This is a genomic window from Bacillus sp. FSL K6-1033 (assembly GCF_038630765.1).
Lineage (GTDB): Bacteria > Bacillota > Bacilli > Bacillales > Bacillaceae > Bacillus > Bacillus altitudinis.
Genome location: NZ_CP152041.1, coordinates 453,966 through 468,416 on the forward strand (window position 1 = coordinate 453,966; position 14,451 = coordinate 468,416).

14 protein-coding genes are annotated in these 14,451 nt (G+C 43.0%); 5 read left to right on the top strand and 9 right to left on the bottom strand.

Annotated elements, in window-relative coordinates; all coding sequences use genetic code 11:
* Positions 1 to 82 precede the first annotated feature (82 nt).
* From MHH31_RS02155 to MHH31_RS02175, 5 genes are all read right to left on the bottom strand, one after another.
* A complete protein-coding gene (locus tag MHH31_RS02155) occupies positions 83 to 928 on the bottom strand; it encodes a GAF domain-containing protein (RefSeq protein ID WP_342495218.1) in 846 nt (281 codons plus the stop codon).
* A 152-nt stretch (positions 929 to 1,080) separates the two neighbouring features.
* Positions 1,081 to 2,457: an aspartate kinase gene (locus tag MHH31_RS02160; protein WP_017358521.1), complete on the bottom strand. Its 1,377-nt coding sequence runs from the start codon at positions 2,455 to 2,457 to the stop codon at positions 1,081 to 1,083.
* A gap of 174 nt (positions 2,458 to 2,631) precedes the next feature.
* Entirely contained in the window at positions 2,632 to 4,065 is a 1,434-nt protein-coding gene (locus tag MHH31_RS02165) for an MDR family MFS transporter (RefSeq protein WP_342495219.1), read from the bottom strand.
* Between the two features lie 16 nt (positions 4,066 to 4,081).
* Entirely contained in the window at positions 4,082 to 4,948 is an 867-nt protein-coding gene (locus MHH31_RS02170; protein ID WP_008347242.1) for a TetR/AcrR family transcriptional regulator, read from the bottom strand.
* A gap of 137 nt (positions 4,949 to 5,085) precedes the next feature.
* Positions 5,086 to 5,460, bottom strand: a complete 375-nt coding sequence (locus MHH31_RS02175; RefSeq protein ID WP_047946162.1) for a hypothetical protein — start codon at positions 5,458 to 5,460, stop codon at positions 5,086 to 5,088.
* Between the two features lie 123 nt (positions 5,461 to 5,583).
* On the opposite strand from MHH31_RS02175, the gene MHH31_RS02180 reads away from it, so the two are divergent.
* Complete coding sequence (locus MHH31_RS02180; protein ID WP_041508257.1) at positions 5,584 to 5,895, top strand: metalloregulator ArsR/SmtB family transcription factor; 312 nt, start codon at positions 5,584 to 5,586, stop codon at positions 5,893 to 5,895.
* A gap of 81 nt (positions 5,896 to 5,976) precedes the next feature.
* Here the strand turns inward: MHH31_RS02180 and MHH31_RS02185 are convergent, their stop codons facing one another.
* Positions 5,977 to 6,528, bottom strand: a complete 552-nt coding sequence (locus MHH31_RS02185) for a DUF4865 family protein (protein ID WP_212361743.1) — start codon at positions 6,526 to 6,528, stop codon at positions 5,977 to 5,979.
* Between the two features lie 99 nt (positions 6,529 to 6,627).
* On the opposite strand from MHH31_RS02185, the gene MHH31_RS02190 reads away from it, so the two are divergent.
* A complete protein-coding gene (locus tag MHH31_RS02190) occupies positions 6,628 to 7,359 on the top strand; it encodes a LysR family transcriptional regulator (RefSeq protein WP_342495220.1) in 732 nt (243 codons plus the stop codon).
* 66 nt (positions 7,360 to 7,425) lie between these two features.
* On the opposite strand, the gene MHH31_RS02195 is transcribed toward MHH31_RS02190, so the two are convergent.
* On the bottom strand, positions 7,426 to 8,850 hold the full coding sequence (locus MHH31_RS02195) for a PLP-dependent aminotransferase family protein (protein WP_342495221.1): 1,425 nt from the start codon (positions 8,848 to 8,850) through the stop codon (positions 7,426 to 7,428).
* 108 nt (positions 8,851 to 8,958) lie between these two features.
* Here MHH31_RS02195 and gabT point away from each other — a divergent pair, with 108 nt between their 5' ends.
* Genes gabT through MHH31_RS02210 form a run of 3 tightly spaced genes read left to right on the top strand, consistent with a single transcriptional unit; the run spans position 8,959 to position 13,054 of the window.
* Positions 8,959 to 10,275, top strand: a complete 1,317-nt coding sequence (gene gabT, locus MHH31_RS02200; protein ID WP_024720201.1) for a 4-aminobutyrate--2-oxoglutarate transaminase — start codon at positions 8,959 to 8,961, stop codon at positions 10,273 to 10,275.
* A 21-nt stretch (positions 10,276 to 10,296) separates the two neighbouring features.
* The gene (locus tag MHH31_RS02205) at positions 10,297 to 11,685 is read left to right on the top strand and encodes an APC family permease (RefSeq protein ID WP_008347228.1); all 1,389 of its coding nucleotides are present in this window, start codon (positions 10,297 to 10,299) and stop codon (positions 11,683 to 11,685) included.
* Positions 11,660 to 13,054: an NAD-dependent succinate-semialdehyde dehydrogenase gene (locus tag MHH31_RS02210; protein WP_008347226.1), complete on the top strand. Its 1,395-nt coding sequence runs from the start codon at positions 11,660 to 11,662 to the stop codon at positions 13,052 to 13,054. Before MHH31_RS02205 ends, MHH31_RS02210 begins: the two co-directional genes overlap by 26 nt.
* A 45-nt stretch (positions 13,055 to 13,099) precedes the next feature.
* Here the strand turns inward: MHH31_RS02210 and MHH31_RS02215 are convergent, their stop codons facing one another.
* Together MHH31_RS02215 and MHH31_RS02220 are read right to left on the bottom strand one after the other, a co-directional pair.
* Positions 13,100 to 13,696 carry an NAD(P)H-dependent oxidoreductase gene (locus MHH31_RS02215; RefSeq protein WP_008347224.1) on the bottom strand — a complete coding sequence of 199 codons (597 nt, stop codon included), beginning with the start codon at positions 13,694 to 13,696 and terminating at the stop codon, positions 13,100 to 13,102.
* 130 nt (positions 13,697 to 13,826) lie between these two features.
* A complete protein-coding gene (locus tag MHH31_RS02220; protein WP_048001278.1) occupies positions 13,827 to 14,441 on the bottom strand; it encodes a DUF1775 domain-containing protein in 615 nt (204 codons plus the stop codon).
* Positions 14,442 to 14,451 lie beyond the last annotated feature (10 nt).

Consider the following 14,451-nt stretch of genomic DNA (forward strand, 5'->3'; position numbering starts at 1 on the left):
CCTAGACTGCAAAGGTTTTCTATCACGCTGAAAAGAAGAAAAAGGGCTAAACTCGGTTTAGTCCTTTTTGGTGTATCATCACTTATTCTGTTTTGGAGAACGTTAAGCCGATATGAGCAAGTGCCTGCGGTAAATCCTTACGAATGGTGATGTCTTTAAATGAAATATTCGATTGAATCGCACTCAGCGCAAGGTCTTGCTTTATTCCTGTTAAAACAGCTGAAATGCCTAACAGTCTTAACGTTTGCGCATAGCTGACCAAGTATTGAATGCTTTGTTCATTGAGTCGTTTTGTCCCTGAAACATCAATGACCAAATGAGAGAGCGACAGCCTGTAGCTTTCCTGTAAAATGGTTTCTAAAATATGCTGCGCACGTGTCTCTTCGATATCACCAAGAAGAGGGAGCACGGCGACACCGTCAACAACAGGTACGATCGGTACAGATAATTGCTGAATCTGCCGGTTGGCCTGGTCGAGTTCTAAGACGTAACTCAACAAAGATGCCATCGTTTCAAACATATGAACATGCTCTTCTGTAAATTGCTGCGGCCTTAGATCAAGTCCACAAATTGTTCCATAGTTCGTACCATCAGTAAAATTGATGGGAACCCCAATAAATGAGCCGCCTTGCAGCTGTTTCGTGACGTCTAAGTTTTTTGAACGCTCGTCCAAGCGGATATCAGGGATCAACAGCGTATCGCGATGATCGACCGCCAGCTTGCAAAATGTCTTCTCGTAAGGATTTTCTTCCCCTTCTTCAAGAAGCTGCTCGTCATGATTTAGCACCTTCACAATCTGATTGGTGTTTTGATCATTTTTAGCAATAAACAGTGTATTCATATGAATGAATTGACTCATCATGTTTAAAATACTTGTAGAAGCATCATGAAAATTGCGAAACTGTTTTAATAGTTGTTGACGAGGCATGGATTAGGACTCCTTGTAGCTCCGATCAATGGCCGGAACAATAGTTGATTTGTCTCTATCATACAAAATCAAACGAGAAATAGATATACTTTAATGCGCAAATCGTGTGAGATCAAAAAGACTGCCGATCCGGAGATCTGACAGTCTGCTGATTAAATGGAGACAGGCACCGTGGACATAGAGAAAAATTCCTCATATAAGGCTTGAACGGCTTCTTTTTCTTGAGCCGCTTTGACGCCAAACATCATGCTCACCTCTGAAGAGCCTTGGTTGATCATTTCAATATTCACTTTGGCTTTTGACAGCGCTTTTGCCGCTCTTGCTGTTGTACCAACATTATGACGCATCGCTTCTCCTACGACCATAATAAGCGAGAGGTTCCGCTCTAAAACCACCTCATCTGCATCAAGCACAAGCTTTAATCGGTCTAAAAGCTCTTGTTCAATCTGTTGCTCCTCCAGCTGATCCTGCCTTAAAATAATGGTCATATCATCAATGCCAGAAGGCACGTGTTCATACGTAAGTCCATATTCCTCTAACGTTTGCAACACCTTACGTCCAAAGCCCACTTCTCGGTTCATCAAATACTTAGAGATATAAATACTGCAAAATCCATTGTCTGACGCGATTCCCACAACAGGGCCATTCGTATGATCCCGTTGATTTACAATTTTTGTGCCTTTGGCCGTTGGATTATTGGTGTTCTTAATCTGAACAGGAATGCCTGCCCGAAAGGCTGGAATAAGTGCCTCATCATGAAATACAGAAAAACCCGCATAGGACAATTCACGCATTTCACGATACGTCAGCTCTGTGATTTCTTTTGGTTCATGAACGATCGTTGGATTGACGGCGTAGACTGCATCCACATCCGTAAAGTTTTCATACACATCTGCCTTCAGTCCATTTGCCAAAATGGAACCGGTAATGTCTGATCCACTACGGGAAAAAGTGACGATATCACCCGCTAGACTAAAACCGAAAAAGCCAGGGAACACAATAATGCCAGAGCGTTCTCTTAATTTGTACAAATGATCATACGATTCTGGAAGGACTTGCGCTTGACCAGGCTCGTCGCTGACAAATAGACCGGCTTCTTTTGGATTCACATAGTGCGCTTCGACGCCTTGATGCTGAAAGTAGGCTGCAATCAGCTTTGCATTATTATCTTCACCGCTTGCTTTAATCGCATCAAGATACCGCTCAGGATGAGAAGAATCAGCCTGTAATAACGTGTTTACATCTTGCCGGATGGTGTCAATAATGTCTTGACCTAATCCCAGCTCATCCGCAATCGAGGCATATCGCTCGATGACAGCTTCTTGTAAATCGTGTGCTTCACCTAAACGTAAATATTGTTCACCGCAGCTAATTAATAGATCGGTGACCTTCGTATCCGTTGAATGCCGTTTTCCTGGTGCGGAAACAACGACTGCTTTTCGAGCTGGATCTGCTGTGACAATGTCAAATACCTTTTGCAGCTGCTTGCCAGAAGCAAGAGAACTGCCACCAAATTTAACGACCTTCAATGCATACATCTCCTATAGTAAAAATTTTCTCACAAATTGAATAGTTTCTATTATCAACTCTTTTCTTCAAATTATCAAGGTTTTTCTTCTCCGAATGAACAAATGTATTTTTGGGGAGGACGTTATGTGTGAATAGATGAAAAAAGAGCCGGCGATATGCCGAGCTCTTTGTCTTTATGAAGAAGAGGACGAAGAAGATAGCTCCTGCTTCATCACTTTGTTTTCACGTTTTTCTTTTAAGAAGAATGAAAGGACGAGTCCAATGACCGCAATAGCACCAGACACGATAAATGACGTATTCATGCCATGAACGGCTGATTTCATTGGATCGGATAATGCTGCATTGGCAGCAGAGCTGCTCATAATGGAGACAAGCACAGCCGTCCCGATAGAGCCGCCCATTTGTCTCATCGTATTATTCATTGCTGTCCCGTGCGGAATCAAATGCGGTGGTAACGAGTTAATACCGGCTGTTGTCAGCGGCATCATGATCATCCCAACCCCGATTAAGCGAAGCGTGTAGGCCACTGTAATGAGGGTAATCGATGAATCAAGGCTCAGCATCATAAATGGCAGGGAAGTGACAGCTAATATCGTAAACCCGCCTAGAGCCAGCCCTTTACCGCCTACTTTGTCAAAAATTCGTCCGATAATCGGTGATAGGAATCCCATAAAGAGAGCCCCTGGCAATAAGATCAGCCCTGTATCAAGGGCAGATAACCCTCTGACATTCTGCGTATAGAGCGGCAGAATCGTCTCTGTTCCAATCAGTAAAGCAAAGACGAGCATACCGAGGAAGGTCGTTAAGCTAAAGATCGCAAACTTAAAGACGCCAAACTCAAGCATCGGTCTTTTCAAATTCGACTGACGCAGGATAAAGAAGAACAAGCTCACAGTGCCGACAATGAGTGAAATCAGAACGGTCGCACTCGTCCAGCCATACGTTCCGACACTTGAAAATCCGTACAGCAGTCCGCCAAATCCGAAGGAAGACAGGATCACCGATAAAACATCGATACGAGTGTCTCTTTGCTGTGTGACATTTTTCATTAAGAAGAAAGCAAGAATGAGATCAATAATACCGATTGGAAGAACAATATAGAATAAGAACTTCCAGCTAAAGGAATCGACAATCCAGCCGCCAAGTGTTGGTCCAAGCGCCGGTGCGAATGAAATCACTAGTCCGACCATACCCATGGCTTGCCCGCGTTTTTCTTTTGGGAAAATGGTTAAAAAGATCGTTTGCATGAGCGGCATCAAAATTCCTGCGCCGGCTGCCTGCACGATACGTGCTGCAAGTAGCACCGGGAAATTCGTGGCGAACGAAGCAAGAATGGTACCTGCTGTAAAAATGCTAAGAGCCGTTAAGACTAAGGAACGGCTTGAAAATTTCTCAATTAAAAAGGCCGTAATTGGGATGAGAATCCCGTTTGTCAGCATAAAGGCTGTGGTCAGCCATTGGCCTTTACTGACATCGATATTGAATTCCTCCATGATATGCGGGATCGCTGGAATGAGAAGCGTTTGGTTTAAGATCGCAACGAACGCCCCAACGAGGAAAATCCCAACAATCACAGACCGATTATACGATGTTGTTGATTGGTTCATATTATCCCTTCTTTATCTATAAAATAATGCTTTTCAGCTGTGACACGTTTTGAGATAAAACGCTGTGTTTGCCTAAATAATCAAGCAATGAGCTGATTAAAAAGGTTCTCGGTTGGTCCTTTGACAGTTCTTGACTCAGCAGTTCAAACGCAGAGAGGAGATCGTCCTTTTCTTCTCCGTTTGATAGTGTGTGAAGCTCTTGTTTTATTTTTGTTAAGTACGAGATGACAAGCTTTTCTTCATCATATTCTTCCTGTGTGGAAAGCAAATAAGAGTCCATCAGCTGATCTGTTAGCACAGGCTCAATGGAGCAAGGCTTTATTGATACACGATCCATCACACCGATGATCATTTCGGCGGCATTTTCTAATTGGATGTTCTTGTGCTCGATCGCCAACATCAAGATGAATTCTCTCATTAATCCGTTGAGGACAATCACAAGATCCCACACATAAGGCGCAACAGATTCACCATATGTGCTTAAAATGATGTCTCTGTGCCGCTGCATGATAATGGAGCGTGTCTCACGTAAATGCTTAATGACGATGGGCGAATGCTGTGAAAAAGCTTCAAAGGACAGCATATTCAAAAATTTATGATTCTCTTTAAACTCTTCAAGCTCAAGCTTAATCTTTTTTGTGAATTTTTCCTTTTTGGACAGCGTCGTTTCGGAATGAATGATCTGAGAAATCTCTCTCATTTTGCGCTGATTGTATTTAATCAGCTCCAATAGAAGAGCTTCCTTTGAATCAAACAGTTTATAAATAGACGCTTTTGATATTTTACAGGCATCAGCAATTGACTGCATGGAGACACTCATATAGCCTTTTTGAGAAAATAATTTCTTCGACACCCGCAAAATCTCTTCTTGCTTTTCGTTCATCTTCATAAGTCCTTTCCGAATCGGCAAAACCATATGGTCACAATGGAAACCGAGTGGTCACTTTTGCTATGATAACAAAACCAATGGCACATGACAAGAAAATGAACTTAAAAAATACCTGCCCCAATGACAGGTATTTATCCTTCCGCATGTCCAGCATATATGTGGATCTGTCCGTTAAGTTCGGCGATTAAAAGGTCTTCTCGCTCCTTGACAGAGTAAATAGGTGTTCCTTTTTTCAACCGAGAAGCTGTTCCATGTTCAAAATGTGTGGTAGCTGTTTTCTGAATGACACCTACTTGCTGATGTTTTGTTACATTTAATGATTTTGTCCAATCTATGTTTGTTTCATAGATCGTTTCTTCCCATTGAAATAAATCTGCCTGTGGATCGAGAGCTAATAACTCTTCTGCACTAGGTGGTTTTGACTCAAATTGCTGAACAGATTGGCAGGCGCATAAGCTCGTTGCCAATAAGAGCATGAATAAGCAAGTCCATATTGTACGTGTCAAATAAGGTTCTTCCCTTCAAAATAGTGTCTATGAGTCATAGTCGTTTCCAAAGGTTGTCGCGTTACAATGTCATAGGCGAGTAACGAGATTGTATGTTAGAACAAAATACGATACATTTATCGTATGAATAATCCAAATCATCCAACCCAAGAAAACATGAGACTCATTTCTGTGCTGCAAGCATTGGCTGACCCTGTTCGGCTGGAGATTGTCCGCTGCTTAGCAGAAGCGGGTGAAAGAACATGCGGTACGTATGATATGAACATTGCCAAATCCACGCTGTCGCATCACTTTAAAGTACTAAGAGAAGCAGGCATCGTGAAAGTGAGAATTGACGGGAAGCACCGTTACTACTCTCTCAGAAAGGACGACATTGATACCGCTTTTCCAGGCCTCTTGTCATCCGTATTAGCTGTAGACAAGGAGCGGTGGTAAGAGAATTTTGCATCAATAAATGACAAATCCCCAAGGCATTGTAACCTTGGGGATTTGTGATGCGTCTCGTGTAAAACGGAATTAGGCCATTGAATGATCCATAGACAGATGGATAATCTCATAAGTGTGAATTTGCTTCTCTATATTCACTGGCAATGAGTCTAGAAAAGAATATTTGACGCATTTCCATTTATCGGGGTTATATACGATGACTTCACCCTTATTGTCGTTAAAATGGGAAAAGAGATGGGCGATATCTAGGTTTTCCAGGCAATCAGTAGGATGAATTGTCACATACTCTTCAAGAACGAATGTGCTACGATGAAAATCATCTGTTAAATGAACGGAATACGTGATGCCAATATTGATTTGTTTCCAGCCAAAAGAACGTAAAATCTGATCAAATGACCCCTTAAACACAAAATCCGTCATGCCCTCAGATTGTTTCCAAATATACAATGGGCAATAGCCATTGTGTAAACTCCTATGTTTGTCTTTTTCAGTGATCAAATAAGCTTTAAATAATAAATCCTGATATCCATCTGTTTTCCATCCATTGTTCAGTACTCTTTTTCTAATGATATTCATATCATAATCCGCAGGCAGATCCACATGATATTGCATGGCATGCATAGAAACACTCCCTTTCAATAGCCATCATAATCGACTTCAAACCAGTTGAATAATACATATTTGTGTTATTGTTATCACAAAAAGTGATAGGTGATCATGATGAATATAAATGATTTGATTATTTTTATAGAGGTGTATCAAAAAGAATCGATTAATCAAGCGGCTAAAGCTTTAGGGTATGCGCAATCCAATATTTCTCAAAGAATCAAAGTGCTTGAAACTTTATATGATGCAACATTTTTTATCCGGCATCATCATGGAATCAGTTCAACAGGACAGGGGGATTTATTTTATCAGTACGCTCAAAAAATCGTAAAAGAAACGAAGGCCATTCAACAAAAATTGACTTCAAAGAAAAAGACCGTTTTATGCTCTGAACTTCTATTTAACTTTTTATACGAGCAACGAGTTTTAGAGGATATTCAAGCCGCTGATTTTATCATTGCTTCATCAAATACGATCAACAAAAAGTTAACAGAGGATGTGTATGATCAAATTATTTCTTTTAATCAAATGGAAAAAGCGGAATATCAATTAAAAGAGGTAAAGAGCTTGGCATTGAACGTGTATGGAAAATCTAAAGAAATATACGATGATGATATCTCATTGGTCGTGAATCGTGATCAGCTTTGCCCATTAAGACATGAGGCCAGACGTATGCTGGGTGATCGAACCCTATTTGAGTTAGATTCGTTTGAAGGAATGATCAAAATCGTTGAACAGGGAGATGGTATTGCGTTACTGCCAACCAACTTAAAAAGCCTTCAAACACTCGTGAAATTGCTAGAAAAAAATATTCACATCAACTATTACGTTTATGAAAGAATGTGATCGTAACACTCCTCTATGGGTTTAGTCCCGTCAAAGGAGCGCCACGATTCATCTACATGAGCTGTTTCATTTCCCATAAATCGAGTCATACAGGCGTTTCACCGCTGGCTTAATATCCTCTGGCCGCATATGCGAGAAACCGAGGACGAGCGGGACAAAGCCTTCTTTGTGACCAGGCACATGCTCATCAAGGGTGAAACGGTCCATCCCGTACATTTTCAGCTTTCGGTCTTTGGCACGTTGTAAAATCTCATGCTGCGTGCGGTTTGAACGGAACTCTGCGATAAAATGCAGCCCTGCATTTTCCCCGATAATCCTTACGTTGTCACGAAAGACAGTATCGAGCTCTCCAATGAGTTGTTTTCGTTTTTCCTCATATAGCCCATTCATTCTTTTAATATGCCGCTGATAGGCGCCATCTTTTATAAAATAAAGAAGGGTGTATTGTGTAAAAAGGTTAGCCGTTTGAATAAAAAAGTGCTGTTCTTCTTTATAGCGTCTTAATAAATGCTGCGGTAGCACCATGTAGCTGATCCTCAAGCCGGGCAGCAATGATTTCGAAAAGGTCCCCATATAAATGACTTTGTCATAGCGGTCAAGGCTCTGCAGCGCCGGTATGCTGTCTGTGCCATACTTAAATTCACTGTCATAATCGTCCTCAATGATATAGCGGTCTGGCTTATCAGCCGCCCAGTTTAACAGCTGTATCCGCCGGGAAATCGGCATGATCACCCCTGTTGGGAACTGATGAGAAGGCGTAATGATCAAGACATTTGGCTCTTTCTTCTGAATATCGCTCATCCGCACCCCTTTTTGATCAATGCCAATCGTTTCAATCCGGTGATGATTGTTTTTCAGCATTTGATACAGTCTGCGATAGCCGGGGTTTTCTAATCCATATATTTGATCAGCTGGAAGGATGCTAGATAATGAATGAATGAGTGACTGTGTACCCGCACTTAAAATGAGCTGTTCAGGGTAGCATTTGACCCCTCGTGCAAGTCCAATCAGCCGGGCGATCGTTTCCCGTAGCTCATAGACGCCTTGTGGGTGCGGCAGCTCACCAAAGGCTTCTTGGTGGAGATGAATCGCTTTTTGCTCACTTTTCAGCCAGCTTTTAAAAGGAAAATTGGCTGTATCAACAGAAATATGTGAAAAGGAATACCAGTCATCTCGCTCAATCGGATTCTCTTTTAAATCCGCTGGAAGGGAAGAGGGTTTCAGCTGACCTGACTCATGAAACGTTTCAAGTGATTCCACGAAAAAGCCTTTCCGTTCAACTGAATATAAATATCCCTCGGCAAGCAGCTGCTGATAGGCGCCATTCACTGAATTGACGCTGACGTTTAAAGTATCTGCTAACTCTCGTTTAGATGGTAATTGATCGTGTGGTTGCAGGTTGCGGTTTAAAATTTCCTCTTTAATTTTCGTGTAAATTTGATGATAAATAAACCCGTTTTCCCCTGTTTGATCTAGTTGAATTGTCAGCATCTCGTCATTCCATCCTCTCTGGTACCATGAAAAAAATGATATTGGTACTTTCTATCATACCAAAAAATATTCAGAATAATAAAAAAGACATAAAGGGGATGGATGACAATGAGTCAAACGACAACAAACCGTTTTTCAACAGAGGAATGGCAGGGGAAAAGAGATCAATACGTCGCAAGAGGCGTAAGTAATGGCAACCGTCATCTTGCAGCGAAAGGGAAGGGAGCCGAGCTTTTCGATATTGATGGCAATCGTTTTATCGATTTTGCAGGCGCCATCGGTACATTAAATGTAGGACACTCCCATCCAAAGGTTGTGGAAGCAGTCAAAGCACAGGCAGACAGCCTGATTCACCCAGGATTTAATGTCATGATGTACGAATCCTATATCGAATTGGCAGAAAAACTATGCCACCTCACACCAGGCGACCACGACAAAAAAGCCATTTTCTTAAATTCAGGTGCAGAAGCAGTTGAAAACGCAGTGAAAATTGCCCGTAAATATACGAAAAGACAAGCGGTTGTCTCTTTTACAAGAGGGTTCCACGGAAGAACGAATATGACGATGAGCATGACAAGCAAGGTCAAGCCTTATAAATTTGGATTCGGACCATTTGCGTCAGAGGTGTATCAAGCGCCGTATCCTTATTACTATCAAAAACCTGAAGGATTAAGCGATGCAGCCTACGACGAATACATCATTGATCAGTTCAATCAATTCTTTGTCGCAACCGTTGCACCAGAAACAGTCGCTTGTGTGGTGATGGAGCCAGTCCAAGGGGAGGGCGGATTCATTGTACCATCGAAGCGTTTTGTCCAGCACGTCGCTTCATTCTGTCAGCAGCATGGAATCGTATTCGTGGCAGATGAAATCCAAACAGGATTCGCAAGAACAGGGAAATATTTTGCGATTGAGCACTACGATGTGGTGCCAGACTTAATCACTGTGTCAAAATCACTTGCAGCTGGCCTGCCGCTGAGCGGTGTTGTTGGCAGAAAAGAATTACTTGATGCAGCGGACCCAGGGGAGCTAGGGGGGACGTATGCTGGCAGTCCATTAGGATGTGTGGCGGCATTGGCTGTACTTGATATTATTGAAACAGAACAACTGAATGAACGATCTGAACACATTGGACAAGTCATTGAGGACAAAGCGAATGAGTGGAGAAGTAAGTATTCATTCATCGGGGAAGTCCGGCGATTAGGGGCAATGGCGGCCATTGAAATTGTGGAAGATCAAAAAACGCGTACACCAGATAAGAAGACAGCCGCAGCGATTGCAGCCTATGCAAACAAGCACGGACTACTCTTATTAACGGCAGGGATCAATGGGAATATTATTCGCTTTTTAACACCACTTGTCATCACAGATGAGCTGCTGCAAGAAGGATTAGGGATTATCGAAGACGCCTTCACAGCACGCTAAACAACAAAGGGGGATGGTTGTATGCAAAAACAACAAATGGCTAAAACCATGTCGCAGTCAGACGTACTGTTTTTATCCATTGGTGCAATGCTTGGCTGGGGCTGGGTTGTACTTTCGGGAGATTGGATTTTAACAGCTGGATTTTTAGGAAGTGTGATTGCCTTTGTCATAGGGGGCATTCTCGTCATCTTTATTGGACTAACGTATGCAGAGCTTTCCTCTGCGATTCCAGAAACAGGCGGAGGACTCGTCTTTGTCCAGCGGGCATTTGGGATTAAATCAGCGTTTGTCTCCGCATGGGGCGTATTGTTCGGTTATGTGTCCGTGATTACGTTTGAAGCGGTCGCACTTCCGACAGTCATTGACTATGTCATTCCAACACAGCATGTTGGTTTCCTATGGAATATAGGAGGATGGGATGTTTACTTTACATGGGTATTGATTGGATCTGGCGGTGCGCTGTTTTTAACAGCTCTGAACTACATTGGCGCAAAGCCTGCTGCTATTTTTCAATCGGTGTTCACAGTGGCCATTATCCTGACAGGTTTTCTTCTATTAGGCGGAGCTACATTTAATGGAGATTTTGCAAACCTTGAGCCGATGTTTCAAGGCGGGGTTGGCGGTCTGATGGCTGTGTTAGTGATGATTCCCTTTTTATTCGTTGGGTTTGATGTCATCCCGCAGGTAGCGGCGGAGATTAACGCACCGAAGAAAATCATCGGGAGAATTTTGATTATCTCCATTGTGAGTGCGGTTGTATTTTATCTACTCATTGTCTTTGGAGTAGCGGCAGGATTGTCAAAAGGTCAGCTTGAGGCTTCATCACTAGCAACAGCAGATGCCATGGTACAGCTTCTTGGTCATCAGGCGTTTGGGACTGTGCTTGTCATTGGCGGTGTAGCAGGTATCGTAACGAGCTGGAATGCTTTTATCATTGGTGCAAGCCGTATCCTCTACGCAATGGCGGAAAGAGGCATGATTTCCAAATGGTTTGCGTATATTCATCCGAAGTATAAAACTCCGACAAATGCCATTTTGTTCTTAGGTGCATTGGCCTTTTTTGCACCATTACTAGGCCGACCTGCCCTCGTGTGGATTGTCAATGCAGGCGGTGTGGGCATCATCGTTGGGTATTTGATTGTGTCCATTGCCTTTATGAAACTTCGCAAGACAGAACCTGAGCTTGAGCGTCCATACCGCATTAAATATTGGCGGACGACCGGCGTTTTAGCCATTGGACTCAGTTTCCTTTTTCTTTCATTTTATTTTCCTGGGATGCCGGCTTCCTTATCATGGCCAGCTGAATGGATATTGCTTTTAGGTTGGGCACTCATTGGGTATATACTATATGTAATGAATCCAAGAACGAAGGAGAAGGTAGAGCATGACAAACGAACTCAAAGTGTATAATCCTGCAACCGGAGAAGAAATTGCCTCAGTTGCTCAGCATACAAAAGAACAGATTGAAGATGCGATCACTCGCTCACACAAAGCATTCAAAACATGGGCAAAAACGTCAGCCCATGAACGTGCAAATATCATTCGCAAGTGGTTTGATCTCATGATTGAGCATAAAGAAAGGCTTGCAAAAATCATCACAGAAGAAAACGGGAAGCCGTATCAAGAAGCATTAGGGGAAATCGTCTATGCCGCTGGATATATTGAATGGTACGCGGAGGAAGCAAAGCGGATTTACGGCAGAACGATCCCGTCTCATACGACAAACAAACGCCTATTTGTCACAAAGCAGCCAGTCGGTCCTGTTGCGGCCATTACACCGTGGAATTTCCCTGCGGCGATGATTACAAGGAAGGCGGCACCAGCGCTTGCGGCGGGCTGTACGTTTATCGTGAAACCTGCTGAAGACACGCCGCTTACGGCCATTGAGCTTGTCAAATTAGGCCATGAAGCCGGAATTCCAGAGGATGCCTTGCAATGGGTGGTTGGAGATGGAAAAGAAGTGGGGGAAATCTTCACAGATAGTCCATTGATCCGCAAGATCACATTTACTGGCTCAACACCAGTTGGAAAACATCTCATCAAAAACAGTGCGAGCACGGTTAAACACGTTTCTATGGAACTTGGCGGTCATGCCCCGCTGATCGTAGATAAGGACGCCAACCTTGAGCTGGCTGTCAAACAAGCAGTGGCATCTAAATTCCGTAATGCAGGCCAGACCTGTGTTTGTGCCAACCGATTAATCGTCCATGAAGAAATTCATGAAGCATTTGCGCAAAGCTTTAGCAAAGAAGTGGAAAAGCTGAAAGTAGGAAATGGGTTTGAGGAAGGAACGTCCATCGGACCGATTATTAATAAGCGAGGCTTTAATAAAATTGTCGACCAAATTCAAGATGCTGTGGATAAAGGGGCGAAAGTTCTTGTCGGTGGCGATACACATTTTGACGATGAGAAGTCGTATTATTTTGTTCAGCCGACGGTGCTAACTCATGTCGACCCTTCCATGAACATTATGCATGAAGAGACGTTTGGTCCAGTTGCACCAATTACGACATTTAGCACTTTAGATGAAGCCATTGAATTAGCAAATGATACACCTTTTGGACTTGCGGCTTATTTCTTTACAGAGAATTACCGCAATGGTCTCTATATATCTGAGAATCTAGATTACGGGATTATTGGCTGGAATGACGGCGGACCATCCGCTGTGCAGGCACCTTTCGGCGGTATGAAAGAGAGCGGTATTGGTCGTGAAGGCGGCATCGAAGGCATCGAGCCTTATTTAGAAACGAAGTATGTGTCAATTGGTTTAGACGAATAACATGTGAAAAAGACTGTCCGAGAAGTCTCGGCAGTCTTTTTTATGTTAAACAGCCGGTGGGAAAAGTTGATCCACCGTTTCTTTTGTTTCTTTGAGAATCTCGTGGATGTCGTCTGCAGATGCTTGTTCCATGCTGCTGAACAAGAGCCGTTCGACTGGCTCAACGCCGATCAGATCGAAGGCGGCTGTATCTGTCGTCATGTGATGGCTGGGGGTGATGATCATATTGGAATCAAGAAAGGTCCTCGGTGCATCATGCGTATTAATAATGACCCCTTTTTTGTCTCGAAGCAGATTTTTCACCACTCCGTTTTCATTGATCTCATACGCAAACCCCTCTGAAAAAACGCGCTCCACATAACCCTTTAGCATCGCCGGCAAGCCTGTCCACCATATTGGAAAGATAAACGTGAGGACATCAGCTTGTTGAATCAGCTTCTGCTCTCTTTGAACCGGTGCCGGCACATGTCCGTTTCTCATGGCAACCTTTTCTGCTGTTGTCAGCTCTGGCGGAAAGCCAATGCTATACACATCACGAACCGTCACATGATGACCATTGTTCAAAAGAGTGCTTACAACAAGATCTAATAGGGTTTGATTTAAGCTTTGCTGGGGATGAGCAAATATGATTAGATGGTTCATCTCATAGCCTCCTAGGTGGTCATGTGTCTCATTATGGCACGCACAAGTATCCTATTCAATCCTATATTGGAAATGATAGGTTGGGAAAATAAAAAGCGACCGCTTGAAAAAACGATCGCTCATGTAAGGTTTATTTCTTTCTAAAAGTAAGTCCAAGTGCAATCAATGCCACAACTAAGGCTGCAATGGACAGACCAAGAACAAGTGGTGAAGAAGAAGCAGAGGCTGTTTCAGATGCCTTTTCTTCTTTTGGTTTTTCTTGACCATGTGAATCCGTTACGGTATTAGACGCAACAATGTTTGTGATCGAATGAGGCTTATCAGCGTCCTTGTCGCCAGTCCATTCAACTACTGTTCCATCCTTGTAATATTGATACGCATCCCATGCCGCTTCGCTGGCTTTTTCAGGGTTTTTTGCGACAAACACGAATTGCTGGAACTGCCCAGCAAGAACACCATCGCCAGTTGCTTCCCAAGTGACTCTTGTGACTTTTCCGTTTTTCTCTTCAGTTGTTGTTTTCCAGCCAGGCACTGGCTCGTATTGCTGGAATTCTACGCCTTTAGGCATCGTGATGACAACCTTTGTTGTCGGACTGTCGCTTTCAGAAGGTACTTTTAACGTATAGGTTTCCCAAGCATTCGTTGCAGATGTATCAGGTTTGACTGTCACGTGTGCACTCACAGGAATCGCCAGTAAAAATGAAGCGAGAAGCATTGGTAATAAAGCTTTAACGTATTTTTTCATATGATATGAA

What these genes read in the sequence shown, in the direction of transcription:
- MHH31_RS02155 (WP_342495218.1), bottom strand. Translation starts at nt 928, where the DNA reads ATGCCTCGTCAACAACTATTAAAACAGTTTCGCAATTTTCATGATGCT.
- MHH31_RS02165 (WP_342495219.1), bottom strand. Translation starts at nt 4,065, where the DNA reads ATGAACCAATCAACAACATCGTATAATCGGTCTGTGATTGTTGGGATT.
- MHH31_RS02170 (WP_008347242.1), bottom strand. Translation starts at nt 4,948, where the DNA reads ATGAACGAAAAGCAAGAAGAGATTTTGCGGGTGTCGAAGAAATTATTT.
- MHH31_RS02180 (WP_041508257.1), top strand. Translation starts at nt 5,584, where the DNA reads ATGAATAATCCAAATCATCCAACCCAAGAAAACATGAGACTCATTTCT.
- MHH31_RS02185 (WP_212361743.1), bottom strand. Translation starts at nt 6,528, where the DNA reads ATGCATGCCATGCAATATCATGTGGATCTGCCTGCGGATTATGATATG.
- MHH31_RS02190 (WP_342495220.1), top strand. Translation starts at nt 6,628, where the DNA reads ATGAATATAAATGATTTGATTATTTTTATAGAGGTGTATCAAAAAGAA.
- MHH31_RS02195 (WP_342495221.1), bottom strand. Translation starts at nt 8,850, where the DNA reads ATGCTGACAATTCAACTAGATCAAACAGGGGAAAACGGGTTTATTTAT.
- gabT (WP_024720201.1), top strand. Translation starts at nt 8,959, where the DNA reads ATGAGTCAAACGACAACAAACCGTTTTTCAACAGAGGAATGGCAGGGG.
- MHH31_RS02205 (WP_008347228.1), top strand. Translation starts at nt 10,297, where the DNA reads ATGCAAAAACAACAAATGGCTAAAACCATGTCGCAGTCAGACGTACTG.
- MHH31_RS02210 (WP_008347226.1), top strand. Translation starts at nt 11,660, where the DNA reads ATGACAAACGAACTCAAAGTGTATAATCCTGCAACCGGAGAAGAAATT.
- MHH31_RS02215 (WP_008347224.1), bottom strand. Translation starts at nt 13,696, where the DNA reads ATGAACCATCTAATCATATTTGCTCATCCCCAGCAAAGCTTAAATCAA.
- MHH31_RS02220 (WP_048001278.1), bottom strand. Translation starts at nt 14,441, where the DNA reads ATGAAAAAATACGTTAAAGCTTTATTACCAATGCTTCTCGCTTCATTT.